Consider the following 23,661-nt stretch of genomic DNA (forward strand, 5'->3'; position numbering starts at 1 on the left):
TCAAGCGGCAAGCCACAAGCTGCGAGTAGAACATGCGCACCCGAGTCTCTGCGCGCCAGTCTGATGGCCTGAATGACATTCTGTGCCAGATTCAGGCCACATGGCTGTTCATTGGCGCCAGCAACGCTAGACTGAAAGGATTCAGTCTTTTTGGCATGAAGCCAAGGTGTAGCTGTGGACAAAAGACTTTTCTCGCGCCAGCGCATTGCTATCAAGGCGATTATCCGCTTTGCCAATGGATCGGCGCACCACTGCCTGATCCGGGAGTTCAGCCATGATGGCCTGCTGATCAGTCTCGACCAGCCCAACGAGCAGCCCTCAAGCCTCAAGATTGACCAACCTGCGCTGATCGACTTCAGCCTGAAAAACCAGCCCGTAACCCTGCGCGTCAATCTGGCCCATATCACCGGTGCCGGTTTGGGTTTGCGCCTGACCGAACAGAACCCTGCGGATCTGTCCCTGCTACAACAGGCCGCCCAACAGCAGCAGAACGAGGCCATTGACAGCCTGTTGCGCGCCACACCCCAGCAGACACTGAACCTGGAGCAGCGTCGACATCTTATCCAGTCCACCAATCGACTGATGCGCAGCTACCTCGACAACCGCTTCGAAGCCTTTTTCCAGGCCATTGATCGAGCCCTGTTCGAGGCCGCCGAACAGCAACGCACCCATACTGATCAGCAACGCTATCTGGATTTGCAGATTCAGCTTCGCGCCCTCAGTCAGCGCCTCACGCAACAGACAGTCAGCAGTCTCTGTCGCCAGGCCAGTGAGATTGCCGAGGGTCAGCTCCCGGACACCGCCGCGCAGGACGCTCAGCCTGAACAGGGCAGTGCTGCAACACATAACAGCCTGTCCCTGGTAGCCAAGGACGCCTTCGAAAACTGGCTGGTGGTGCGCATGGTTATTTCACGTGCTGAGCAGCGTCTGCAGGAGCCCTTGCTGGCATTGCAGGTGCGTATCGAGGCGGCCTTTGCCATGCCCGGTCAGACGCGAATCTGGAACCCCTACTCCCCGGCAGCCATTGCCCTCAGCTTTGCCGACGCCATCGATAAGCTGGTCATGACGCTGGAACAACGCAAGCAGCTGTTCCAGCTATTCCACGATGTGCTGATGCAGTCACTGGACAAGGTCTATGCGCCGCTTAACCAGCTATTCATGGATGCCGGGGTCTTGCCTGATATTGATATATCGGCATATCTAGCCACGCAGCGCCAGGCCACCCAAGGGGCTGTCGACGCCAGTCCCGAGTCAACCTCCTCCACTGCTGGCCCGGTACCGGCACAAGCCCAGCTCAAGGAAACCGGCACCGGCAGCCAGAGCGCCTTCTCAACCGCCTCCAGGCTCCTCTCCGTAGAGCGTCAGCTGCGCCGCAGACCAGGACACGCGGCCACCATGCCGGCCATGATCAGCATGCCGCCGGAACAGCTACAGACCACTCTGCAGCAACTGCAACAGGCGGTGCTTCTGGGCAAGGCACAGCTCGAGTCTCCGGGCGCGCTGCGACAATTCCTGCAATCCTCAGTAGCGCCGGGCCAACGCCTCGGCAGTCAGGAGCAGAATTCGGTCGAGATGGTCGAGAGTCTGTTCGAGCATATCGTGCACAACGGGCAGATACTCGAGGATCTGCGCTGTGAACTGCGCAAGCTGGAAATCCCGCTACTCAAGGTCATGCTCAAGGATCCAGAGCTGTTCTCGGCAGAGCACCACCCTGCACGCCAGGCTATCAACCAGATCGCCCGTCTGGCCGATCAACGCAGTATCAACGTGGATGACAATCGTCAGGTAGTGATCGAGGCGATACGCACCCTGCTGGCCGACGAAAGCGACAACAATGAGGCCTTTGGCAAGATTCTCAGTGGTCTGGATGAGCGCGTACATCGCGAGCAACAGCTATTCGCGCGCAACCTGAGGCGAGTTACTGAAGCCTGCGAAGGCCAGCAACGGATCAACCAGGCCAACGCTCTGATCGAACAGGAGCTGACCACCCTGCTGGCCAATCATAGACTGGCCGAGCCCATCCTGGCTCTGATCGACAACGGCTGGACGGAGCTGATGCGCTTAAGCTATATCCGCGAAGGCGTCGGCAGCCTGGCCTGGGAAATGCCGCTGGTCGTACTGGATCAACTCATTGTGCGCACGGTTCCGGGCCAATGGGACGAAAAGCGGCTGCGCTTCAGCGCGAAAAAACTGATGAACCTGATCAGCAAGGGGCTGTCGAAAATCCCGGACTCAACTGCTCGCCACAAGGACGTCATCATTGACCTGGACAATCTGCTCCGCGACCCGGAGAACACCGAAGTCAAAACCCGTCATTTCATACCTGCCTCCGCGCCAGCCAGCAAACCGGATGCCACCACTGAAGCAGATCCGCTAGTGAACAAGGACCAGCAGCGCTGGCGCAAACGTGCCCGGCAACTGCAGCCTGGCCAGTGGCTGGAGCGTCACAGCCAGGGCAAGGACATCCGACTCTATTATCTTGCCTGGACCGACCCAGATAGCGGGCTTATGGTTTTTTGCAATCACCGCGGCAGTAAAGCCGAAGAAATGCCACTGGAAATGGTGGCCGAACTGCTGCGCAACGGCGGCCTGACCCTGCTCAAGGATGCCGATAGCCCGGCACTGGAACAGGGTCTCGACTCACTGGTACAGACCGTCTACGACAAGCTGGCCATCGAAGCGGCCATGGACCCCCTGACCGGACTCAAGACCCGCCGTGAATTCATACGCGCCCTGGGCGATGGTGTTTCCCGCGCGCGGGACGGCGAGGCGCGCTTCGCCCTGTTGTTCATGGATGTCATGCAGTTCAAGCTAGTCAATAACACCTGCGGTTATGAAGCCGGAGACCAGTTATTGCAAAGCATTGCCACGACCATCCGCGACACCATCGGTAATACCCCGGTGGCCGGGCGCGTGGGGGTTGATCAGTTCGCCATGATCCTGCCCGTGAACACCCAGAATGAGGGTTTCAGGTTGGCTGTGGCGCTCAAATCGGCGATTGAACTGAGGCGCTTTGTCAGCGGCGAGCACAGTTTTACCATTGCCTGCGCCATGTCGATGATCGCCATCGACAAACACAGCCCTGAACCCATGGAGCTGCTGCGCTCGATCGAAACCGTCACCGAGATGAGCAAGAAATCCGGTCACCGTGACATCCAGATCATCAAGCCCGGAGATACGCGTTTCCGCGAACGCGATGAAGTGATTTCCTGGGTCACCCGCATCACCCGCGCACTGGACGAAAACCGCTTGAAGGTACGTTGCCAGAAAATCGCCCCGATTGCCGATGCCAGCGCCGCCAACACCCACTATGAGATTCTCCTGACTGTGGTTGATGAGCACGGTGAGCACCTTGCGCCAGCCGACTTTATCAAGGCCGCCGAAGAGTTCAATCGCATGGGCGCGGTAGACCGTTGGGTCATCGAAACCGTGCTGCGCTGGATGGACGCCAACCCCGAGCAACTCGCCGGTTTCGGCGGCTTTTCCGTCAATCTTTCCGGCTGCTCACTGAACGATGAGTCGTTTCTGGATTTTCTCTTTGAATTACTGGTCAGTTACAACGTACCCAGAGACAAGCTGATCTTTGAAATTACCGAAACCGCCGCCATCGACAACCTGGCCGACGCCGCCGACTTTATTAATGAAATGAAGGAAATTGGCTGCCGCTTTTCACTCGACGACTTTGGCTCAGGGCAATCCTCCTACGCCTACCTGAAACGCCTTCCCGTGGATTTCATCAAGATCGACGGGGCCTTTATTCGCAACATTGCCGAGGACAATTTCGATTTTGCCCTGGTCAAGTCCATCACCGAGATGGGCCACTTTCTAGGCAAGAAAATCATCGCCGAGTACGTCTCAAGCGTCGAGATTCTGGAGATCGTCAGCCAGCTCGGGGTGGATTACGCCCAGGGCTTTCACATTGGCAAACCCATGTTGCTGGAGCAGCTAATGACCAGCGACATACCGCTGGAAATCTGAGCCATGTCCAGCCCCACAGCGCGCTATATCGATACCCATACGCATCTGGATTTTCCTGACTTTGATGCCGACCGCCAGCAGGTATTGGCCGACTGTCGTGCCCAGGGGGTTGCCCGGCTGGTTGTACTGGGGGTGCTGCGGGATAACTGGTCACGGATCTGGCAACTGTGCAGCAGCCATCCCCAGCTGTATGCGGCCTTCGGTTTGCATCCCGTGTTAAGCCATCAGCACCAACCCGACGACCTGATTGCACTGCGCGACTGCTTGGCCGCATACATCAGCCATCCGCAGTGTTGCGCTGTCGGCGAGACAGGCCTGGATTACTATGTGACGGACGCCGACCGCGACCATCAACAACGACTGTTCGAAGCGCAATTGCAGCTGGCTCGGGACTTCAACCTGCCCGTGTTAGTGCATGTCCGGCGGGCCCATGCTGTCACCATTGCCACCCTAAAGCGCTATCGGCTGCCGCGGGCCGGGATCATCCATGCCTTTGCCGGCAGTCCCGAGGAAGCCAGAGAGTACTGTCGCCTGGGCTTCAAGCTCGGCCTTGGTGGTGCTGCAACCTGGCCGCAGGCACTGCGCCTGCGGCGCACGCTGGCCTCACTGCCGCTGGACAGTCTGGTACTGGAAACCGACTCGCCTGACATGGCACCGGCCTTTCTGGCCGGGCAACGCAATAACCCGGCCGCCCTGGCGCAAATCTGCCATGAACTCGCCCAACTGCGTAACGAAAGTCCAGCACAGCTGGCCAACGCCTGCCTACACAACAGTTGCGAATTGTTTGGCTGGGCACCGGGTGATGTTAAGGTCTGATAAAGTCTTGGTCATTGAACATCCTTTTTCTGGAGCACTCCATGCCACTTGGCATCGCCCTGTTTGTTTTCTGGTTGGTCATGCTGCTGCGCTTTCCGCGGGTCATGTTGCCCTTTAGCGGCATTCTTCTGGCACTGATACTGTTGCTGGCGGGGGCAGTTGGCTTGCAGCAATGGTTCAATAGCCGCCTGATCGAGCAACTGGAATTCAGCGTCCTGTACCAACCGGAACAATGCGCCTTTGGCAAACCGCTTCAGATCAGCATTGCCAATCGAACTGAACGCACTGCCAGGACCGTCAGTTGGCAGTTGCTGGCCAACCAGCCAGGCCAGAGCGCCAACCTGCTGGACGTCAGTGTCCGTAGCGATGAGTACCAGACTGACCGACCAATCCAGGCCGGCGAGAGCTGGCAGAGCTGTTTTGCCATTCCGTCCTTGCGGCGGGGCTATCGCGCCTCGGAGCTGCGCTTCAGTGCCGACAACATTCAGGCTGAATTCCAATAAGAACCCACCACTTTGCATAAGGCCGACACCATGACCTCACCTGTTGCTTTGATCACCGGCTGCTCCAGCGGCATTGGCCAGGCGCTTGCCAACCGCTGCCTCGACGAGGGCTACCAGGTCTGGGCCACCGCGCGCAACCCGGACAGCCTGGCAGCGCTGGTTGCCCGTGGAGCGGTCGCGGTGACCCTGGATGTCAACGATGCCGAGCAGATTGAAGCCTGCGCAGAGCGGCTGCAAAGCGAAGCCGGGCGCCTAGACCTGCTGGTCAACAATGCCGGTTATGGGGCCATGGGACCCGTGCTCGACGCTGATCGCGACACCCTGCTCAAGCAGTTCGACACCAATGTCTTTGCGCCCATCCAACTGGTCCGCGCCTGCGCCGACTTGCTGCGCGCCAACAAAGGCCTGATCGTCAATATCGGCAGTGTCTCGGGGGTCACCACCACGCCTTTTTCCGGCGTCTACTGCGCCTCCAAGGCCGCCCTGCATGCCCTGTCAGAAGCCCTGCGCATGGAATTGGCGCCCTTTGAGATAGGTGTCCTGACCGTTCAGCCCGGTGCCATTGCTTCGGATTTTGGCAACAACGCCAGCGCCGCCATCACACTGGCCGAGGCATCCTGGTTCAAGCCCTGGGAAAAGGCTGTACAGGCTCGAGCCAAAGCCTCGCAAAAGGCCAGTTCAACGTCGTCTGCGGATTTCGCCGAGGAACTGATGGGCTATATCAAGAATCCGCTGCGCCCGGAAACCGCGCTGATTGGCACCAGCGCCCGCAGCATGGTGCGCATGAAGCGCTGGTTGCCCACTTCGATTCTGGAGACACAGCTGCGCAAGCGTTTTGGTCTGGACAAGAGCTGAAACCGACCAGCGCTCAGCCGTCGGGGTAAAGAATGGCCTCGGCGCGCCGGTCCGCCACCTCGGCTGGAGAACGGCCCTCGGCCAGACTCTGGGCAAACAACTGATCCAGCTGCGAGCCAATCTGCCTTACCCGCGCTGCAATGGTACCCGGGCTGTCGCCCCTGTGGGTCAAGGCCACATGCAGCAGGCCACCGGCGTTGATCACATAATCGGGACTGTAGAGAATGCCACGGCTATCGAGCAGATCAGCTGACTCGGCATCCGCCAGCTGATTGTTGGCGGCACCGGCGATGGCGGCACAACGCAGTTGATTGATGCTGCCCCTATTCAGAACGCCGCCCAGTCCGCAGGGCACAAATATATCGCAGGGTGATTCATACACGGCATCCGCGGCCACCGGACTGACCCCCAGTTCATCAATGGCCAGGCGTACCTTGCCGGCATCCAGATCGGTAACCTGAAGCTCCGCGCCCTCGGTAACCAGCAACTGGGCCAGGGCGTAGCCAACATTGCCCAAGCCCTGCAACACGATGCGCACACCATTCAAGTCATCGCTACCGAGCCTGGCGCGGGCAGCCGCTTTGATGCCCGCCAGCACCCCGAGTGCCGTGTGCGGTGATGGATCCCCAGCCTGTGTGGTACTGGTCACATGCCCGGTCTGCTGGGCGATGCAGTCCATGTCCTCATTTCCGGTACCGCTGTCCATGGCGGTAATGTAACTGCCGCGCAGGGATTCAATGCAGCGACCAAAGGCTTCGAACAGGCTCGCCCGATCTGGCACATGGGCGGGACGGATAATCACCGCCTTGCCTCCGCCATGTTCAAGCCCGGCCAGCGCCGCCTTGTAACTCATGCCGCGGGCCAGACGCAGGGCGTCATTGAAGGCGTCCTGCTGGCTCGCATAGGGCATATAACGACAGCCTCCCAAAGCGGGGCCGAGCCGACTGCTGTGAATCGCAATGATCGCCTCCAGACCGCTGACCCTGTCGGTGAACAGGTGGACAGACTCGGTCCGGTCGCTACGCATTTCTGCAAACATGCTGATCACCCCACTGGAGAACCGCTGAACACTATCAGAACACAGTCTTCACCCTAGTTGCTTAAGGACAAAAATCCAAACTTTGACCCTCAACGCCTGACCGGGCGCTTCTGCAACTTGCGTTGCAAGGTCCTGCGATGCATGCCCAACGCCCGCGCTGTCGCAGAAATATTCCCCTCATGCTCGGCCAGAACGCGCTGTATGTGTTCCCACTGCAAACGGTCAACCGACATCGGATGCTCCGGCACCAGGGTTTCGGGATCGGCCTGATCTGACAGCAACGCCGTCAATACATCATCGGCATCCGCCGGTTTGCACAGGTAGTTGCAGGCACCGCGTTTGATGGCTTCGACCGCAGTGGTGATGCTCGAGTAGCCGGTAAGAATAACCACCCGCAGCTCCGGATACAGCTCCAGCAAGCGCGGTAACAGCACCAGGCCGGAGTCACCCTCCATTTTCAGGTCCAACACCGCGTAGTCGGGCTGCTCTTCACGGGCCAGCTGCATGGCTTCTTCGGCATCGCCTGCGGTATTTACCCGTAAGCCCCGGCGTGACAGCGCCCGGGCCATGACCCGGGTAAAGGTCGGATCATCGTCCACCAGCAGCAACAAAGGCTGCTCCTCCAGCTCGCTTGGCTCATTCATCTGCTTTCTCCTGGGTAATGGGCAGGATCACTTCACTCAGCGTCCCGCCGCCCTCCTGATTGTATAGGCGCACACTGCCGCCGGTGCGCTCAACGGCAGCCTGGCTGAGAAACAGCCCCAGGCCAAAACCCTTCTTGTCCTTGGTGGTTACAAAGGCTGTGCCCAATTGTTCGGCCACATGCAGTGGCACGCCGGGGCCGTAGTCGCGTATCGTCAGGGTCAGACGCCGACTATCCCAACTGAGGCTTATCTCGATTCCCTCCAGGCAGGCATCAGCGGCGTTGTTCAATAGATTCAGTACTGCCTGCCCCAGCTCCGGGCTGGATTGCAAACTGGGCACAGGACCCGACGGCAGCGGCATCCACTGCCACGAGGCTTCGGGCCGCATCAACTGCCAACGGGTCAGCAGGCCCTTCAGCCAGACATCAGCCACTTCGGGTCGGCTGGGCTGCAGACGGCTTTGCTCAGCGCTGCGAACCATATGCTGCAGGCTGTCCTTGCACAGCTTGACCTGCTCCTGCAGCAGGGCCAGGTCCTCCTGCAAATGCGGATCAGCGTAGTCACTGCGCAAGTCCTTGAGCAGCACACTCATGGTCGAGAGTGGCGTAGACAACTCATGGGCGGCTCCGGCAGCCACACTGGCTATACCCAATAACTGGGTGTCACGCATGCTTTGTTCGCGTCGTTCGGCCAGGCGCTCGGCATGCTGGCGCAGCGCGGCCGCCATGCGCACCACGAACAGACTGATCAAGCCGGCACTCATGGCCAGATTCAGCCACATGCCGATGGTATGCAGATTGATCGAACCGCGACTGACCGGCAGGACAAAGGCGTTCAACGGTTCGTACCAAAGTAGCAGCACACTGTAGGCTGCCACCGCAAAGCCACCGAGCACCGCAGTGTAAAACCACGGCAGGGTGGCCGCCGCGATGGTCAGCGGCACCAGATAATAGGACACGAAGGGGTTAGTCGGACCACCCGAGTAGTACAGCAGGACGCTATGAATCAGCATGTCGAAACACAGCTGCAAGCCATATTCGAAATCGGTTACTGGCCAGCGCCGCGACAGGCGTAGCAGCGTCACTATGCTAACCAGCGCAGATAGACCCAGGGTCAGCAAAAGGGGTGCCCAGGGCAAGGGGAACCAGCCGCTGACATAGGCGCCCATGACCGACAGGCTTTGTGCCAGCAAAACCAGCAAGCGAATCAGAATTAACCGCCAGAGGTTCTGCCGGGTAGGCGACAGGGCAAGGGTCTTGGGGCTCATAAGAAACCGATTCGACACAGATTGGCGCTCCAGTATAGGCTCGGTATTGAACAACCAAGCTGTGTCACAGCGTCGCATAATTGCGTGCGGCGAACCATCCGCGCGATGTATCAGGATGCTCGGGAATTATTTACCCTGCGCCACTGTCAAAGCCGCATCCCTACAGGAGTTCAACTATGCGCCCATCACTGTTATCCGCCCTGCTGACCGGCAGTCTTCTGCTTGGCTGCATTGGCAGCTTGTACGCTGCCGAACAAACTTACAATCAGGTTGCCCTGCGTGCCGAAGTGCAACGCGCCGTCAATCATGATCTGCTTCGCGTGCGCCTGTATGCCCAGGATCAGGATGACAATGCGGCAGACCTGGCCAACCGCATTACCACGCGTCTCAATGCGGCACTCGCCATTGCCCGTGGCCACGAGAGTGTTCGCGTTTCCAGTGGCAGCCGCAGCAGTCAACCGGTCTATGACGATAAGGGTCAGACCATTACCGCTTGGCGCGAACGTGGAGAAATCATTCTTGAAAGCAATGACTTTGCCACGCTCTCCAACCTGACCGGCGAACTGCTTGGTCAACTGAGCCTGAACGACATGCAGTTCAGCCTGTCAGCCGTCAGCCGCCGTAGCACCGAGGATGAGCTGATTCGTGAAGCCATCGAGGCCTTCAAGGCACGTGCCGAGATTGCCAGCCAAAGCCTCGGTGGCAACGGATACAAGATCGTCAGTCTCAACCTCAACAGCCAATTCATGCCGCCTCCCATGCTGCGTCAAGCACGCATGTCGAGCATGTCAGCGGATATGGAAATGGCTAGCCCTTCGGTTGAAGGCGGCCAGGCCGATGTCAGCGTCAGCGCCGACGGCATCATCGAAGTATTGATGCCCTGAAGCCGGCTCAGGGGCGCATGAACGCGTAATCAGCATCCTCGTCGAGGTTCTCGGCGAGGAACTGCAGTTCATGGGCAATATCCGCCTGGGTACGCTCACGCCGATAAACGCCAATAATTTCGCTGATCATGGCACGTGCCAGAGCCTGGTCAGTGAAGCCCTCGGCCTCGGCACGGGCAATATTGTCCTGCATCAAGGCTGCCGCCAATTTATATACAGACATGTTCCGACTCCCATTCCAAAGCCCAATTGAAGCATAGCTAGCCAAGCGCGACATTGATCTGGCTCAGGATCTGTCATCCGGACCTAAGGGTTCTTGCAAATAACGGTCGCCGTCAAAGGTGTCCAGCCAATCCGGATAAAAAACTACCAGACCGGTGATCACGGTACCGTTGATAAAGGCTTCGGGAAAAGCCACCAACAACAGATAACCAAACACCTCCAGCAATGAGTCCGGCGCGGCCATCTGACCCGACCAGGCCAACAAGCCAATACCCGCTAGCACGGTGACAACCGCTGCCAAAGCCGCCGAGGTAAAACCACTGACAAAGATGTAGGCAAACAGGTTGCTGGGTCGCAGCCGCTCCAGAGCCTGACTGACCAGCACGGTCACCATTACCGGTAACAGCACGCGCAACAGGCCGTTGATGCCGAAAGCCTCCGGCTCATCCAACCCCAATACCAGCAGCGCCAGTTGCGCCAGCGTCCCCGCGAGGATTGCCAGGTGCCAGTTAAGCAGCAGGGTCACCGCGGTCAGGCCGATAAAGTGGAAGGTCAGGCCGCTATCAAAGTCCCGACGCACCAGCCACAGGACAAAGAGCACAAAGACACTGCCGTAAAACAGATGCTGACGCCGGCTGTCCGCCAGCAATTCGATCCACGGCACACGCATGGCGGCCCAGAGCAATACCCCGGTGTATAACAACAAGCCCAGTACCATCTGGGTCGTGGTCAGCAGGCTGACAGCAAGCATGGAAACACTCCGTTGGCTGGAGTGTCTGATCATAACAATCCGTCAGCGCCTTCACACTGTGGCACAGCGTAGTGTTACAGCCTGAATTGATGCAATCCACGTCAGTCAGGTCTAGAATGCCTGAAAGTCAGCTCAAGTTGACGCAGCGTCGCCTTGCACCAGCTCAAAATAAAAGGTCAGCACATGCCTAGCCGCCTGTACCCTGAAGACCAGAAAAAGGTCGATGAGTATCTCAACCTGCCCGCCCAGAAAGTGGACCGCAAGCCTTTCAACATCTGGCTCCTGCTGGGCATTATCTTCGGCGCCGTCGTAGGCATGGGCCTGCTCGCGCGCATGCTGGCGGGCCTGGTTCTGGGATAACGCCGCGAGACTGCGTCAGCGCTGATCACAGTTTCATTTATCAGTGAGTTTCAGCCATGACGCAAAACACGAGCGATAGTGCCCTGCCCCGTATCCTGATCGTCGGCGGAGGTGCCGGCGGTCTGGAATTAGCCACCCGTCTGGGCCGCCGCCTGGGCAAGCGCAAGCGCGCACGCATCACCCTGGTCGATGCCAACATGACCCATATCTGGAAGCCGCTGCTGCATGAAGTGGCCGCCGGCTCCCTGAACTCCACCGAAGACGAACTGAACTACGTTGCCCAGGCCAAGTGGAATCACTTCCACTTTCAGCTTGGCGCCATGCGTGGTCTGGACCGTGAGCGCCGGCTGATCAAGCTGGGGGCCATACTCGATGATCTGGGCCAGGAGTTGATACCCGAGCGCGAGCTGGGCTATGACTATCTGGTGCTGGCGGTGGGCAGCACAACCAACGATTTCAATACACCCGGTGCGGCTGAGCACTGTCTGTTTCTGGATACCCGCGCCCAGGCCGAGCGTTTTCACCGCCTGCTGCTGAATCAGTACATGAAAGCCCAGGCCCGTGGCGAACAGGGCGTCAGTGAGCGCATCAATGTCGCCATCATCGGTGCCGGCGCAACCGGTGTCGAGCTGGCAGCCGAACTGCACCATGCCGCACGGCTGCTGCAAGCCTATGGGCTGGATCGCATCAGACCTGAAGACCTGCATATCAATCTGATTGAGGCCAGCCCAAGGGTGCTGCCCGCCCTGCCTGAGCGCATCGGCACTCCGGTTACCGAGACCCTGAAAAGTCTGGGCGTGTATCTGCATACCGGTGCGGCAGTAAAGGAAGTGACCGCCGAGCATCTGCTGTTGGCCAACGGCGAGTGCATCCCCGCCTCACTCAAGGTCTGGGCCGCGGGTATACGGGCACCGGCCTTCCTGACCGAGCTGGGCCTGGAAACCAACCGTATCAATCAATTGGCGGTCTACAGCACCCTGCAAAGCACGCTGGACAAACGCATTTTCGCCTTTGGTGATTGTGCCGCCTGCCCGGCCGGCGAAGCTGGCACCTTTGTGCCGCCGCGCGCACAGGCGGCCCACCAGCAAGCCAGCCTGCTGGCCAAAAATCTCGGCCGGGTACTTGAGGGCAAGGACCTGCTGACGTATGAGTACAGGGATTACGGCTCACTGATTTCCCTCGCCAGCTTTAGCGCCGTAGGCAATCTGATGGGCAACCTGACCGGCAGCGTGATGCTCGAAGGCAAGCTGGCCAGACTCTTCTATATCTCGCTGTATCGCATGCACCAGATGGCCTTGTACGGCGTTCCACGTACGCTGCTGTTAATGCTCAGCGACCGTATCGGCCGCAGCACAGAACCGCGCCTGAAGCTGCACTGAGGGGCACAACAGAGCGTCGCCGGGTCTGCGCACATCAGCGCCGAACCCGGCGAGGCAACGCATTCGCGTAACAGACAGAATTCATACGGACAGGTAAAAGTACTTCTCGGAAGAAGCTGGAGGAATCAGAGTATGGGCTTGGATCGTGCGAAGACGTCAAACGGAAGGTTTGACGCTGATAGATGAGTGGTGGGTCGTGTAGGATTCGAACCTACGACCAATTGGTTAAAAGCCAACTGCTCTACCAACTGAGCTAACGACCCGGTGCTCAACGTACAGAAAATGGTCGGGGTAGAGGGATTCGAACTCTCGACATCCTGCTCCCAAAGCAGGCGCGCTACCAGGCTGCGCTATACCCCGATTTTCTTGAATTGGCTCCGCGACCAGGACTCGAACCTGGGACCCAATGATTAACAGTCATTTGCTCTACCAACTGAGCTATCGCGGAATTACTTCAACACTTGAAGAGGCGGTAACAGCTGTTACATAACCCCTGCCAAGGCGCGCCATTTTACCGGCCAGCGCCAGCCTGTCAACCCCAAAATGCACAGTCAATCGTGGCATTCTCGTAACCAGTCGCGAAATAGCCTCGGACAACAGTTCAGCTCGGCTTTTTGCGGCAAAAAACAAGACGACATCAGGCTATAAAAAACAAAACCCGCCATCAGGCGGGTCCGTTTTCAGTACCGGGGTCAGCTTAGAGCTGTGGCCCTGCCTTGACGATGTCTTCTGCTACCTCGAACTTCTTGAAGTTCTCGACAAAGAGTTTAGCCAGGGCCTTGGCCGCTTCATCATACTCAGCCTGCTCGGACCAGGTATTACGTGGATTCAGCAGCACGGTTTCAACCCCCGGAACCGCCTTGGGCACGTCCAGATTGATGACCGGCAGATGTTCGGTTTCGGTATTGATCAGCGCACCGGACTGAATCGCTGCAATGATGCCGCGGGTAGTCGGGATGCTGAAGCGATTACCCTTGCCGTAGGGACCGCCGGTCCAACCGGTGTTGACCAGATAGACCTTGCTACCGAAGGCATTGATGCGCTTGATCAGCAGCTCGGCATACTCGCCAGCCGGACGCGGGAAGAACGGCGCGCCAAAGCAGGTAGAGAAGGTCGACTTGATACCGCCACCCGATCCCATCTCGGTTGAACCGACCAACGCGGTGTAACCGGACAGGAAGTGGTAGGCCGCCTGGTGATTGTTGAGGATGGAGACGGGCGGCAACACACCGGTCAGATCACAGGTCAGGAAGATGATGGCGTTCGGCTCACCAGCACGGTTGGCTTCAACGCGCTTCTCGACATGCGCCAGCGGATAAGCCACACGGGTGTTCTGGGTCAGGCTGACATCGGTGTAATCGGCTACGCGGGTTTCCGCATCAATCACCACGTTTTCGATGATGGAACCGAATTTGATGGCATTCCAGATCACCGGCTCATTCTTCTGCGACAGGTCGATGCACTTGGCGTAGCAGCCGCCTTCGATATTGAACACCGAGCCTGTCGCCCAGCCGTGCTCATCATCACCGATCAGATTGCGCGCCGGATCGGCAGACAGGGTGGTCTTGCCGGTACCAGACAGACCGAAGAACAGTGTGGTATCGCCCTCGTCACCGACATTGGCGGCACAGTGCATGGGCAGCACGTCCTTGGCTGGCAGCAGGAAGTTCTGCACCGAGAACATGGCTTTCTTCATTTCCCCGGCATACTGCATGCCGGCCAGCAGCACCTTGCGCTGGGCAAAGTTGATGATCACACAGCCGTCGCTGTTGGTGCCGTCACGCTCAGGCTCACAGACAAAGTGCGGGGCATTGATAATCTGCCAGCGCTCCTTGTTGGCCGGATTGAACTGTTCGGGATTGATGAACAGGGTACGACCAAAGAGGTTATGCCAGGCGGTTTCGGTGCTCATTACCACGGGCAGGTAATGGGCCGGATCGGCACCCACATGCACATGCGAAACAAAGCTGGTGCGTTCAGCCAGATAACCGGCAACACGCTGCCACAGGGCGTCGAACTTGTCCGCCGGGAAGGGCCGATTGATCGGACCCCAGGCAATAGCGTCACGGGTCGTGGACTCCTCAACGATGAAGCGATCCATCGGCGAACGGCCAGTACGGGCGCCGGTATTGACTACCAGCGCACCGGTATCGGCCAACTGACCTTCGTTGCGCTGAATGGCCAGTTCGATCAGTTGAGCAACGCTCAGATCAGTATGTACGGTGTGGATACTTTGCGTCATCAAACGTCATCCTCTTCGGCTGTGACCGAAATCTCCATTAAGACCGATGGTCGGCCTCAGCTATATATAATCGCTTGGGAAGCGCAGAAGTATTCCCAGGTCAGCGTGCAGGCGCAGCATTATGCCAAAAAAAAGACAAGCGCGCTAAACCTCTTCCGCGCAACTTTTGCATGATGCTGATAGGTACCGGCTATAATCGTTGAAATGCCCGATTTAGAGGCATCAATGTAATTTTTTTGCCTGTTCCTTGAGATTGCTGAACAGCTCATCCAGCTCATTTTCGCCGTAGCGATAACGGGTATTGCAGAATTGGCAGTCTATCTCAATTTCACCACCGCGCTCCTGCAACAGGCTTAGTGCATCCTGATGACCAAGGCTGACCAGCGCATTGGCTGAACGCTCAGCCGAACAACTGCACTCGAAGCAGACTGCGCGCGGCTCAAACAGCCGTACCTCCTCCTCATGGAACAGACGGAAAAGCACGGTCTGGTTATCCAGCGACAGCAGCTCTTCGGCGCTCAGGGTTTTGGCCAGGATACTCAGGTGTTCCCAGGTGGCGGCGCGCTGCTCCGGGTCCTTCTGGCGGTCGGCGGGCAAGGCCTGCAACAGGAACCCGCGGGCACGCCGCCCATCAGCCTGCAGACGAAACAGCGTTGGCAACTGTTCGGAGGTATCAAAGTAAGCTGTCAGGGCCGCCGCCAGACTCTCACCTTCCAGCGCAACAATGCCTTGATAACGCTGGCCATTATCCGGATCAATGGTCATGGCCATGACCGCCTCGGGCATCAGTTCTGCCAGAGTATAGCCCTGCAGATCATCGGCATACCGGGCTATGGCACGGACCCGCTGATCACTTGAGCATTCGACCATCAGCAGTGACACCGGTCCTGGAGAGCGCGCCTGCAACACCAGCAGGCCATCAAATTTCAGGGTCGTCGACAGCAGCACCGCCGCTGCCAGCATTTCGCCCAGCAAGGCCTGCACTGGCTCCGGGTAGTCGTGCTTGGCCAGCACCTCACGGTAGCTCTGGTCGAGCGAGACCAGCTCGCCACGCACATCGGCGTGTTCAAACAAAAAGCGCTGGGAGGTATCTTCAACTGACATGCGAACAACCCATGGGACTATAAAGAAAACGATTATACCCCTCAGTCGTCAGCCGAGGTATTACGCTCGTCGCGAAAACGGAATATCTGCCGGCGCTGTTTTTTACTCGGCCGGTGCTCGCTGATCAAGCCGCTGGCTCCCAATGCCTTACGTTGCAGCGCCTTGGCTTCACGCTGGGCCACACTTTCAGGGGTTTCTTCATAGAGCAGCTGAGCTTCACTGGCGCCGCGGCGCTGATCAACCAGGGACTTCACCACCACCGTGCGCAGATCAAAGCCCTGACGAATCTGGTATTGATCTCCCAACCGCGGCTCCTTGCCGGGCTTGCAGCGCTCGCCCTGACACTGCACCTTGCCGCCCTCGATTGCTGCCTTTGCCAGTGCCCGAGTCTTGAAAAAACGCGCGGCCCAGAGCCATTTGTCCAAACGTACCTTGCCATCTTCCGCCATAGGGTCTGTACTCCTCACCTTAGGGGCAGTGTATCAGGCTTGTGGCCTTGCGAGACTTGGCCCATGATGCGCCCCATTCGCGTTGCAACAGGACAGGCTACCGATGAAAACCTTTGACCACCTCAACGTGATTGGTTTGCGCGAGTGGATCGGCCTGCCTGATCTGGGTATCGACTTGATCATGGCCAAGGTCGACACTGGCGCCAAAACCTCTGCGCTGCATGCCAGTGACATCGAAACCTTTGAACGGGCCGGTGAAACCTGGGTCAGATTCAACGCCCATATCGGTAGCCAGAAAAAACAACGCAAGCAGCCCTGTGAGGCACGCCTTGTGGAGTTCAAGCGAATCAAGAGTTCCAATGGCCAGTTACAGGAACGACATGTGATTTGTACGCCCATGGTGCTGGGTGACCGATCATGGCTGGTCTACTTTACCCTGACCTGCCGCAAGGCCATGCGCTACCGGGTGTTGCTCGGTTGCACGGCGATGCTTGAAGGCCAGTTGGTCATTAATCCCGGCGTCCGCTTTGTGCAGGACAAGCCACAAACTGCTTTATTGCTCAATGATGCCTGAAGGAACCCCCATGAAAATCGCGGTACTGTCGCGCAACCCCAAGCTCTACTCCACCCGTCGCCTGGTTGAAGCCGGGGAAGAGCGCGGCCATGAAGTGCGGGTGATTGATACCCTGCGTGCCTATATGAACATCACCAGCCACAAGCCGTCGATTCACTACCGTGGCGAAGAGCTGACCGGTTTTGATGCCGTGATCCCGCGGATTGGCGCCTCCATTACCTTTTACGGTGCGGCGGTGTTACGGCAGTTCGAAATGATGGGTGTGTTTCCGCTGAACGAATCCGTCGCCATTACCCGCTCGCGAGACAAGCTGAGATCACTGCAACTGCTGGCACGCAAGGGTGTCGGCCTGCCGGTGACCGGTTTTGCTCACTCGCCCGACGATATCCCAGACCTGATCAGCATGGTTGGCGGTGCGCCGCTGGTGATCAAGCTGCTTGAGGGCACTCAGGGCATTGGGGTGGTGATGTGCGAAACCGAGCAGGCCGCCGAGTCGGTTCTCGAAGCCTTCATGGGGCTTAAAGCCAACATCATGGTACAGGAATACATCAAGGAAGCTGGCGGCGCGGACATCCGCTGCCTGGTGGTTGGCGACAAGGTGATCGCCGCCATGAAGCGTCAGGCCAAGCCCGGCGAGTTCCGCTCCAACCTGCATCGCGGCGGCAGCGCCAGCCTGATCAAGATCACCCCCGAAGAACGCATGACCGCGGTACGCGCCGCCAAGGTCATGGGCCTGAATGTGGCCGGCGTGGATATCCTGCGCTCGAATCACGGCCCGGTGGTCATGGAGGTCAACTCCTCCCCCGGTCTCGAAGGCATCGAGTCAACCACCGGCCGCAATATCGCCGGCTTGATCATCGATTACATCGAAAAGAACGCCAAGCCAAACCAGACGCGGACCAAAGGCAAAGGCTAGCGCAAGCTGGAAGCTGGAAGCTGGAAGCTGGAAGCTGGAAGCTGGAAGCTGGAAGCTGGAAGCTGGAAGCTGGAAGCTGGAAGCTGGAAGCTGGAAGCTGGAACAGGATGGTTTTTACGCCGTTGCCGTCAAGTCATTACTCCAAAACAACAACAAGACAATTGGCCCTACGGAGTACTTCCAGCTTACAGCTTACAGCCTTCCGTCAGCCCTTCAACCAGCTCGACATAATCCCCCACCGCCGCAAACTCCTCGGTATCCTTCGGCTCGCCGCGGCTATCCGGCTGCTTGACCGCCAGCAAATGGGCAACGCCGTACGAACGTGCGCTGCGCAGGATAGGCAGGCTGTCGTCGATAAACAGGGTGCGTTCGGGATCAAAGGGGATCTCGGCCTGTAGCGCATGCCAGAACGCCTGGGCCTCCTTGGGGTAGCCGTAATCATGGGAGCTGACCAGGCGCTGAAACCAGGTCATCAGCTCGACCCGCTCCATTTTCAGCGACAGTGAATCGCGGTGGGCATTAGTGATCAGCACCACCTGCTTGCCGGCCCGCTGCAGCGCCTGCAGAAACAGGTCAGCATCGGGGCGTAGGCTGATCAAGTGGGCAATTTCGCGCTTGAGCTCGACAATCGGCAGACCCAGTTCGCGGGTCCAGAAATCCAGACAATACCAATCCAGTTGCCCTTGCTTGGCGCGCATCAACGGATAGACCTCGGCCTTGGCCCAGGCCAGCGATTGACCATGGTGATCCGCATAGCGCTGGGGTAAGTATTCGAGCCAGAAGTGGTTATCAAAATGCAGATCCAGCAGAGTGCCGTCCATATCCAGCAGCACGGTGTCGATGGCAGTCCAGTTGAGCATGGGCAATGTGGGCTTTGGTGGAATGTGCCGTTATGATACCCAAGCCATCGCCCAATCACCACGGAGTACCCATGCCGCAAAAGCCCGAGATCCTCGAGGCACGCATTGTTGCCAAGAGCCGCCTGTTTACCGTGGAAGAAGTGCAGTTGCGCTTCAGCAATGGCATCGAACGCACCTACGAACGCCTGGTCAACAAGGGTCAAGGCTATGGCGCAGTGATGGTCGTGGCATTACGCGACGCACGCACGGCGCTGTTGATTGAAGAGTATTGCGGCGGCATGGACAACTACCAGCTGTCCATTCCCAAAGGCCTGGTTGAGCCCGGCGAGGATGTGCTCGAGGCTGCCAACCGCGAGCTGATGGAAGAAGCCGGCTTTGGCGCACAAAGGCTGGAATACATCACCCATCTGTCGCTGTCACCCGGTTACATGAGCCAACAAATTGCCGTGGTGCTGGCACGCGACCTGTATGAAAAACGCCTGCCGGGTGATGAGCCGGAACCCATCCGCGTCGACAGTGTCGATTTGTATGCCCTGGGCGATCTGGCCATGCAGGACAACTTTACCGAAGGTCGCGCCCTGGCCGCGCTGTATCTGGTCCGTGACCTGCTCGAGCAACGCGGTGAACTGCAGCGCTGAGACACGTGACATACCCGGCAACACAGGCCGGTATCAGGTGCATGGACAGCCACTGACCAGACGGACCACACTGATCATCATTTACAGGAGTCCAAGCATGTTCCTTCGCCGCGTTCCAGAAAACAAACTGCGCCTGCCAAGCCCGGAAGAAGCACTTCCCGGCCGCGCCGAGCCGATGGCTACCAGCAGCACTCATGCCGTACTCGGGACACCTATCAAGCCGCCTTTCCCGGACGGCATGCAACAGATCATTTTCGGTATGGGTTGCTTCTGGGGCGCCGAACGGCTGTTCTGGCAATTGCCCGGTGTTTACAGCACCGCCGCAGGCTATTGCGCCGGTTTTACGCCAAACCCCACTTACGAAGAAGTCTGCTCCGGTATGAGCGGTCACAATGAAGTTGTGCTGGTGGTATTTGACCCGGACAAGATCAGTCTGCAGCGCCTGCTGAAAACCTTCTGGGAAGCCCATGATCCAACCCAGGGCATGCGTCAGGGGAACGATATGGGCACGCAATACCGCTCAGGCATCTACGTCAGCGATATGGCTCAGCGCGCCAGCGTCGAGGCCAGCAAGGCAGACTATGCCGATCGGTTACAGGAAGCCGGACTGGGCGCCATCACCACCGAGATCACGCCTGCACCCACTTTTTACTATGCCGAGGCCTATCACCAGCAGTATCTGCACAAAAACCCCAATGGCTATTGTGGTCTAGCCGGGACCGGGGTTTGCCTGCCGGGTAATTGATCAGTTGCGCTTGCTCAGCGCCTGCAGGCAATCGCCTGTCAGCTTGGCGAAACGTTTGAAGGCGCTGAACTGCGACTCGGTCAGCGCCCGCCCCGACAGACGCATATCCGCGTAAAGTACGCCAATCTGCCGTTGACCCGCCAACACCGGCGCGATGAAGAACATGCCCTGTCCGAGCCAAGCAGTAATGGCTGGCGTCACCAAGTCCTGCAAACTGGCTGCCGCTGGCGAACCCATCCAGATGGCTTCTTGGTTGCTCAAGGCAAAGCTGAAGATGTGCTGCTCGCCGTCGACACAGGGCAGATTGAAGTCCTGTGGCCAACTCTGGGTACCCTTGCCGGCTACACGTCGTGCTCGAAAGCGGGTCTGGTTGTCTGCCAGCACAGCCAGCATCACCCGCTCCAGGCCGGCGCCCAAATGCAGGCCGTTGATAACACCGTTCAGCGTGTTCTCGATATTGATCGGACTTTTGACCATCAGCGACATGTTCTGCAGTGACAGCTTGAGCATGTCCAGATTGGGCTGAAGCAGTGCATCCTGAACCGCCGCACGCGCCGACTGGGCGGGCACGGCGTCCATTTGCAGCAACTCGGAGAGGTCGAGCGGCAAATCGTCAGTACGGGGTATCCAGGCACGCAGATCAGCATTGGCACAGGAGCCGGCAACACTGACCGCCTCATCGGCACTGGCAAGCATCTGCTGCATGGCCTCCTCAACCGTTGTGCCAGTCAATTCAGCCACCGGCTTGAGCAATGCTTGCACCTCGACTGAGGCCCAGCCCTGGTAGGCGGCTTCGGCAATCTCGGCACCCAGGTTCACAGCACGCGCTGCAGGGCCTTTGGCCGCGCGACTGGCCTGGATCAACTGCCCAATCTCGCCCATATTCCAGGTTTTCAGCAACCCCAGGGTCAACTGATCAAAGCCGGTTCCCAGTAGGCGGCGCACGGTCTTTTCATGCTCGACCCCAGGTACTGACAACGCATCCGCCAGCACCTCGGCCTGTTCCCCGCCATTGCTCCAGAACGCCATTTCGCCAAGATTGCGCAGCAGGGTGGCAATGAAGATTTCTTCTTTTTCCGGCAACGCTATGTAATCAGCGAGGTTGCGGGCCTGCATCGCACCGTGGAAAGAGCGCGCCAGCAGCGATTGCAATTGCTGGCGCGGCGCATCCCGCAGCAGGCCATCCAGCAGACTGACCGACAGGCCGATCATGCGCACCTGATCGAAGCCAATCACCACCACGGCACGGGAGATGGTCTTGACTATTTCTCTTCCCGGATTGCAGTACACGCTGTTACTGACCCGTAGCACTTTGGAGGTCAGGGAGGCATCACGCAACAGCACCTCAGCCAACTGTTTTATCGAGGCGGTTTCTGATTGCGACAAACGCAGCAGATCATGCACGACCACAGCCATGGCAGGCAGTTCAGCCTTGTTGAGTTGTGCCATCCATTGCTGCAGACCGTGGATTTTATCGCTCACAGTGTTTCCCAGAAAACCAGTCATGTAATATCAATATAGCATCATTCAACCCCTGCACCGCAGCAACACCTCAGGCGCGTGTTTCAATCAGCCGAACCCAGTTTTCCAACAACCGCAGCTGCGCTGCAGCCAGTTTGATGCACACCAGCAAGGGCACTGCCAGCAGCACACCGACAACACCCCACAGCCAACCCCATATAAGCAGCCAGAGCATGATAATAAGCGGATTCAAACGCATATTCCGACCCAGCACCAGGGGCGTCACGAACTGTGCTTCAAGCATATTGATGGCGAAATAAACCAACGCGGGGACGAAAGCAAAGGCAACTGTACCGTATTGCACCAAACCGGCCAGACAGAGAATCACCGTACCGATCAGGGGGCCAACATAGGGGGCGAAGTTCAGCATGCCAACCATGACGCCCCACAACAGCGCATCCTGTACCCCAAGCATCCACAGCGCCGCCGCCGTCGTCAGGCCCAGGCAGGTATTGATGACGCTGACGGTCAAAATGTAGCGCGACAGTTCGATCTGGATAGTGCGCACCAGCAGGATACTGCGCTGCTTGTCCTGAACCTGCGGAAAGATATCGATAAAGGCGGCAAACAACCGCGGACCGAAAATCAGCAGAAACAGGATCATGATCAGCGCCGTCAACAACTGGGCAATCATTACCGGTGCGGCGCTGAGTGCCGACAACGCGGCTTCCAACCCACCCTGGACGAGACGGTCGCTGACTGCATTCGTGCTGGAGGCCGGTTCGGATTGTGCTACTGGTGCGTCTGGCTCACCAGAGCCAAAAAGGCCAAAGAATCCTCTGCTTCTGGGTTCTGCGCGGATCGGCTCAGGCACCATGATCGTATCCGGGCGCAGGGTATCGGTCAGGTCGCTGACCTGCCGGGACAACTGGTGCGACAACTCCGGAATTTTCTGTGCCCAACGCTGGGCTGGCTCCGCCAGTTGATAGGACAGCAGGCCAAAGGGGACGCAGATCAAACTCAGTATGAGAATGGCCGACAGACTGCGGGGCACGTAAAGCCGTTTCAACACGGCCACCAGCGGGCTCAAAAGCAAAGCAAACAGCAGCGCCACCACTAATGGCATGAGCAGCGTTTTGGCGAAGTACAGTGTATACAGCAACGCCAGACCCAACAGGCATTGCAACAGTCTGACCAGCACCGGTTTGTGTCCGGGGTTCACAGGCTGCCGGGCATCAGCAGAGGATGACATCATTGAGTCCTTGCGCATAAGAGAGGAACAGATAGGTATTATTGTTGCGCGCCAGCCCGTAACCCCCGCAACAGCGAGGGCCAAAGCTGGAACCCGGTCATCAGTAACGCTCTGCCACGCTGCAAGGGCAGCAGCATGACCAGGCGTTGCAGCAACATTCCGGAGAGAAAGGCACCACCGATTCGCCAGACAGCGGGCAAGCGACCAGTCCAGTCAAGCCGCTCGGCCAGTCGCACCTGAAGAGCGCGCTGTTGGGCAACCAAGTGCATGTCGGTTGCCTGAATCTCACTGATCAGCTTTCTGCGCCCCATGACGGATCCCCTCCATAAAGGATTGCCACTGACGACGGCTAGCAGGCAAGGCGAAACTGCGCCGATAGCCTCTGATCATACGCAGTAAAACCGCCAGCATCAGCAGTTGCACCCCGATAAAAGCTGCCATTCCGGCAGCAACCGATTGGCTGAAATCAAATGCCAGCCAGGCCAGTAAAACCGAGAAACCGCACCAGGCAAGAAAAACCAGCGGCAGAAGCGCCAGACTGACCAGCAGCAGGCGTCTCGCATCACCCAATGCCAAGCGCAATTCAAGCTGCAACAGCCTTGAAAAGCCCTGGCCGGTGGCTTGCAATTGCTGCAAGAGTGCCGTCCAGGCTTGCACCGAATCGGGGCTAACCGATGCATCAACACTGGGCTTTTCAGGCTCAGCAGCATCACTCATAGGCG

The 23,661-nt window shown here is 58.3% G+C and carries 24 protein-coding genes and 3 tRNA genes; 11 read left to right on the top strand and 16 right to left on the bottom strand.

Features of this window, described 5'->3' with window-relative positions; genetic code table 11:
• Positions 1–174: 174 nt before the first annotated feature.
• From AC27HQ_RS01080 to AC27HQ_RS01095, 4 genes are read left to right on the top strand one after another with little or no spacing between them, the layout of a single operon-like run.
• Positions 175–3,978 carry a DUF1631 family protein gene (locus AC27HQ_RS01080; protein ID WP_487153966.1) on the top strand — a complete coding sequence of 1,268 codons (3,804 nt, stop codon included), beginning with the start codon at positions 175–177 and terminating at the stop codon, positions 3,976–3,978.
• A gap of 3 nt (positions 3,979–3,981) precedes the next feature.
• Positions 3,982–4,794: a TatD family hydrolase gene (locus AC27HQ_RS01085; protein WP_487153967.1), complete on the top strand. Its 813-nt coding sequence runs from the start codon at positions 3,982–3,984 to the stop codon at positions 4,792–4,794.
• Positions 4,795–4,835: 41 nt separating this feature from the next.
• Entirely contained in the window at positions 4,836–5,297 is a 462-nt protein-coding gene (locus AC27HQ_RS01090) for a hypothetical protein (protein ID WP_487153968.1), read from the top strand.
• Between the two features lie 30 nt (positions 5,298–5,327).
• A complete protein-coding gene (locus AC27HQ_RS01095; protein ID WP_487153969.1) occupies positions 5,328–6,152 on the top strand; it encodes an SDR family oxidoreductase in 825 nt (274 codons plus the stop codon).
• Between the two features lie 13 nt (positions 6,153–6,165).
• On the opposite strand, the gene AC27HQ_RS01100 is transcribed toward AC27HQ_RS01095, so the two are convergent.
• The 3 genes from AC27HQ_RS01100 to AC27HQ_RS01110 all read right to left on the bottom strand — a co-directional run bounded on the left by AC27HQ_RS01100 (position 6,166) and on the right by AC27HQ_RS01110 (position 9,102).
• Positions 6,166–7,191, bottom strand: coding sequence for a Leu/Phe/Val dehydrogenase (locus AC27HQ_RS01100; RefSeq protein ID WP_487153970.1), 1,026 nt, complete (start codon positions 7,189–7,191; stop codon positions 6,166–6,168).
• Positions 7,192–7,280: 89 nt separating this feature from the next.
• Positions 7,281–7,835 carry a response regulator transcription factor gene (locus AC27HQ_RS01105; RefSeq protein ID WP_487153971.1) on the bottom strand — a complete coding sequence of 185 codons (555 nt, stop codon included), beginning with the start codon at positions 7,833–7,835 and terminating at the stop codon, positions 7,281–7,283.
• The gene (locus tag AC27HQ_RS01110) at positions 7,828–9,102 is read right to left on the bottom strand and encodes an ATP-binding protein (RefSeq protein ID WP_487153972.1); all 1,275 of its coding nucleotides are present in this window, start codon (positions 9,100–9,102) and stop codon (positions 7,828–7,830) included. Before AC27HQ_RS01110 ends, AC27HQ_RS01105 begins: the two co-directional genes overlap by 8 nt.
• A 176-nt stretch (positions 9,103–9,278) precedes the next feature.
• Between AC27HQ_RS01110 and AC27HQ_RS01115 the strand changes: the two genes are divergently transcribed.
• On the top strand, positions 9,279–9,986 hold the full coding sequence (locus AC27HQ_RS01115; RefSeq protein WP_487153973.1) for an SIMPL domain-containing protein: 708 nt from the start codon (positions 9,279–9,281) through the stop codon (positions 9,984–9,986).
• Positions 9,987–9,993: 7 nt separating this feature from the next.
• Here AC27HQ_RS01115 and AC27HQ_RS01120 read toward each other — a convergent pair whose 3' ends face one another.
• Positions 9,994–10,209, bottom strand: coding sequence for a hypothetical protein (locus tag AC27HQ_RS01120; RefSeq protein WP_487153974.1), 216 nt, complete (start codon positions 10,207–10,209; stop codon positions 9,994–9,996).
• Positions 10,210–10,272: 63 nt separating this feature from the next.
• On the bottom strand, positions 10,273–10,959 hold the full coding sequence (locus AC27HQ_RS01125) for an energy-coupling factor ABC transporter permease (protein WP_487153975.1): 687 nt from the start codon (positions 10,957–10,959) through the stop codon (positions 10,273–10,275).
• Positions 10,960–11,142: 183 nt separating this feature from the next.
• On the opposite strand from AC27HQ_RS01125, the gene AC27HQ_RS01130 reads away from it, so the two are divergent.
• On the top strand, positions 11,143–11,319 hold the full coding sequence (locus AC27HQ_RS01130; RefSeq protein WP_487153976.1) for a DUF3094 family protein: 177 nt from the start codon (positions 11,143–11,145) through the stop codon (positions 11,317–11,319).
• Positions 11,320–11,375: 56 nt separating this feature from the next.
• A complete protein-coding gene (locus AC27HQ_RS01135; protein WP_487153977.1) occupies positions 11,376–12,698 on the top strand; it encodes an NAD(P)/FAD-dependent oxidoreductase in 1,323 nt (440 codons plus the stop codon).
• A 187-nt stretch (positions 12,699–12,885) separates the two neighbouring features.
• Here the strand turns inward: AC27HQ_RS01135 and AC27HQ_RS01140 are convergent.
• The 6 genes from AC27HQ_RS01140 to AC27HQ_RS01165 all read right to left on the bottom strand — a co-directional run bounded on the left by AC27HQ_RS01140 (position 12,886) and on the right by AC27HQ_RS01165 (position 16,493).
• Positions 12,886–12,961: transfer RNA gene (locus tag AC27HQ_RS01140), tRNA-Lys, on the bottom strand.
• Positions 12,962–12,981: 20 nt separating this feature from the next.
• Positions 12,982–13,058, bottom strand: a tRNA-Pro gene (locus tag AC27HQ_RS01145).
• A gap of 12 nt (positions 13,059–13,070) precedes the next feature.
• A tRNA-Asn gene (locus AC27HQ_RS01150) sits at positions 13,071–13,146 on the bottom strand.
• A 249-nt stretch (positions 13,147–13,395) separates the two neighbouring features.
• Positions 13,396–14,940: a phosphoenolpyruvate carboxykinase gene (locus AC27HQ_RS01155; protein ID WP_487153978.1), complete on the bottom strand. Its 1,545-nt coding sequence runs from the start codon at positions 14,938–14,940 to the stop codon at positions 13,396–13,398.
• Positions 14,941–15,162: 222 nt separating this feature from the next.
• Positions 15,163–16,044 (bottom strand): Hsp33 family molecular chaperone HslO, encoded by an 882-nt coding sequence (hslO, locus tag AC27HQ_RS01160; RefSeq protein ID WP_487153979.1) that lies wholly within the window; start codon positions 16,042–16,044, stop codon positions 15,163–15,165.
• Between the two features lie 41 nt (positions 16,045–16,085).
• Entirely contained in the window at positions 16,086–16,493 is a 408-nt protein-coding gene (locus AC27HQ_RS01165; protein ID WP_487153980.1) for an RNA-binding S4 domain-containing protein, read from the bottom strand.
• A 103-nt stretch (positions 16,494–16,596) separates the two neighbouring features.
• On the opposite strand from AC27HQ_RS01165, the gene rimB reads away from it, so the two are divergent.
• Together rimB and rimK are read left to right on the top strand one after the other, a co-directional pair.
• Positions 16,597–17,067, top strand: coding sequence for a retropepsin-like aspartic endopeptidase RimB (gene rimB / locus AC27HQ_RS01170; protein ID WP_487153981.1), 471 nt, complete (start codon positions 16,597–16,599; stop codon positions 17,065–17,067).
• 10 nt (positions 17,068–17,077) lie between these two features.
• Positions 17,078–17,983: a 30S ribosomal protein S6--L-glutamate ligase gene (rimK, locus tag AC27HQ_RS01175; RefSeq protein WP_487153982.1), complete on the top strand. Its 906-nt coding sequence runs from the start codon at positions 17,078–17,080 to the stop codon at positions 17,981–17,983.
• 185 nt (positions 17,984–18,168) lie between these two features.
• On the opposite strand, the gene yrfG is transcribed toward rimK, so the two are convergent.
• Positions 18,169–18,849: a GMP/IMP nucleotidase gene (yrfG, locus tag AC27HQ_RS01180; RefSeq protein WP_487153983.1), complete on the bottom strand. Its 681-nt coding sequence runs from the start codon at positions 18,847–18,849 to the stop codon at positions 18,169–18,171.
• Positions 18,850–18,914: 65 nt separating this feature from the next.
• Here yrfG and nudE point away from each other — a divergent pair, with 65 nt between their 5' ends.
• Together nudE and msrA are read left to right on the top strand one after the other, a co-directional pair.
• Entirely contained in the window at positions 18,915–19,481 is a 567-nt protein-coding gene (gene nudE / locus AC27HQ_RS01185; protein WP_487153984.1) for an ADP compounds hydrolase NudE, read from the top strand.
• A 97-nt stretch (positions 19,482–19,578) separates the two neighbouring features.
• Positions 19,579–20,226 carry a peptide-methionine (S)-S-oxide reductase MsrA gene (gene msrA / locus AC27HQ_RS01190; RefSeq protein WP_487153985.1) on the top strand — a complete coding sequence of 216 codons (648 nt, stop codon included), beginning with the start codon at positions 19,579–19,581 and terminating at the stop codon, positions 20,224–20,226.
• On the opposite strand, the gene AC27HQ_RS01195 is transcribed toward msrA, so the two are convergent.
• The 4 genes from AC27HQ_RS01195 to AC27HQ_RS01210 form a co-directional block, all read right to left on the bottom strand.
• A complete protein-coding gene (locus tag AC27HQ_RS01195; protein ID WP_487153986.1) occupies positions 20,227–21,708 on the bottom strand; it encodes an HDOD domain-containing protein in 1,482 nt (493 codons plus the stop codon).
• A 70-nt stretch (positions 21,709–21,778) separates the two neighbouring features.
• Positions 21,779–22,939, bottom strand: a complete 1,161-nt coding sequence (locus AC27HQ_RS01200) for an AI-2E family transporter (protein ID WP_487153987.1) — start codon at positions 22,937–22,939, stop codon at positions 21,779–21,781.
• Positions 22,940–22,977: 38 nt separating this feature from the next.
• On the bottom strand, positions 22,978–23,250 hold the full coding sequence (locus AC27HQ_RS01205; RefSeq protein WP_487153988.1) for a hypothetical protein: 273 nt from the start codon (positions 23,248–23,250) through the stop codon (positions 22,978–22,980).
• Complete coding sequence (locus AC27HQ_RS01210) at positions 23,225–23,656, bottom strand: hypothetical protein (RefSeq protein ID WP_487153989.1); 432 nt, start codon at positions 23,654–23,656, stop codon at positions 23,225–23,227. Before AC27HQ_RS01210 ends, AC27HQ_RS01205 begins: the two co-directional genes overlap by 26 nt.
• Between the last annotated feature and the right edge of the window lie 5 nt (positions 23,657–23,661).

This window comes from Halopseudomonas sp. 4NH20-0008 (genome assembly GCF_057548395.1).

Bases quoted from the DNA above. Each gene is read 5' to 3' on its own strand.
- AC27HQ_RS01115 (WP_487153973.1), top strand. From the start codon at position 9,279: ATGCGCCCATCACTGTTATCCGCCCTGCTGACCGGCAGTCTTCTGCTT.
- AC27HQ_RS01155 (WP_487153978.1), bottom strand. From the start codon at position 14,940: ATGACGCAAAGTATCCACACCGTACATACTGATCTGAGCGTTGCTCAA.
- AC27HQ_RS01135 (WP_487153977.1), top strand. From the start codon at position 11,376: ATGACGCAAAACACGAGCGATAGTGCCCTGCCCCGTATCCTGATCGTC.
- AC27HQ_RS01085 (WP_487153967.1), top strand. From the start codon at position 3,982: ATGTCCAGCCCCACAGCGCGCTATATCGATACCCATACGCATCTGGAT.
- AC27HQ_RS01125 (WP_487153975.1), bottom strand. From the start codon at position 10,959: ATGCTTGCTGTCAGCCTGCTGACCACGACCCAGATGGTACTGGGCTTG.
- AC27HQ_RS01100 (WP_487153970.1), bottom strand. From the start codon at position 7,191: ATGTTTGCAGAAATGCGTAGCGACCGGACCGAGTCTGTCCACCTGTTC.
- AC27HQ_RS01200 (WP_487153987.1), bottom strand. From the start codon at position 22,939: ATGTCATCCTCTGCTGATGCCCGGCAGCCTGTGAACCCCGGACACAAA.
- rimK (WP_487153982.1), top strand. From the start codon at position 17,078: ATGAAAATCGCGGTACTGTCGCGCAACCCCAAGCTCTACTCCACCCGT.
- AC27HQ_RS01110 (WP_487153972.1), bottom strand. From the start codon at position 9,102: ATGAGCCCCAAGACCCTTGCCCTGTCGCCTACCCGGCAGAACCTCTGG.
- AC27HQ_RS01090 (WP_487153968.1), top strand. From the start codon at position 4,836: ATGCCACTTGGCATCGCCCTGTTTGTTTTCTGGTTGGTCATGCTGCTG.
- rimB (WP_487153981.1), top strand. From the start codon at position 16,597: ATGAAAACCTTTGACCACCTCAACGTGATTGGTTTGCGCGAGTGGATC.
- AC27HQ_RS01130 (WP_487153976.1), top strand. From the start codon at position 11,143: ATGCCTAGCCGCCTGTACCCTGAAGACCAGAAAAAGGTCGATGAGTAT.
- AC27HQ_RS01210 (WP_487153989.1), bottom strand. From the start codon at position 23,656: ATGAGTGATGCTGCTGAGCCTGAAAAGCCCAGTGTTGATGCATCGGTT.
- AC27HQ_RS01095 (WP_487153969.1), top strand. From the start codon at position 5,328: ATGACCTCACCTGTTGCTTTGATCACCGGCTGCTCCAGCGGCATTGGC.
- AC27HQ_RS01165 (WP_487153980.1), bottom strand. From the start codon at position 16,493: ATGGCGGAAGATGGCAAGGTACGTTTGGACAAATGGCTCTGGGCCGCG.
- AC27HQ_RS01105 (WP_487153971.1), bottom strand. From the start codon at position 7,835: ATGAATGAGCCAAGCGAGCTGGAGGAGCAGCCTTTGTTGCTGCTGGTG.
- msrA (WP_487153985.1), top strand. From the start codon at position 19,579: ATGTTCCTTCGCCGCGTTCCAGAAAACAAACTGCGCCTGCCAAGCCCG.
- AC27HQ_RS01205 (WP_487153988.1), bottom strand. From the start codon at position 23,250: ATGGGGCGCAGAAAGCTGATCAGTGAGATTCAGGCAACCGACATGCAC.
- hslO (WP_487153979.1), bottom strand. From the start codon at position 16,044: ATGTCAGTTGAAGATACCTCCCAGCGCTTTTTGTTTGAACACGCCGAT.
- AC27HQ_RS01120 (WP_487153974.1), bottom strand. From the start codon at position 10,209: ATGTCTGTATATAAATTGGCGGCAGCCTTGATGCAGGACAATATTGCC.
- nudE (WP_487153984.1), top strand. From the start codon at position 18,915: ATGCCGCAAAAGCCCGAGATCCTCGAGGCACGCATTGTTGCCAAGAGC.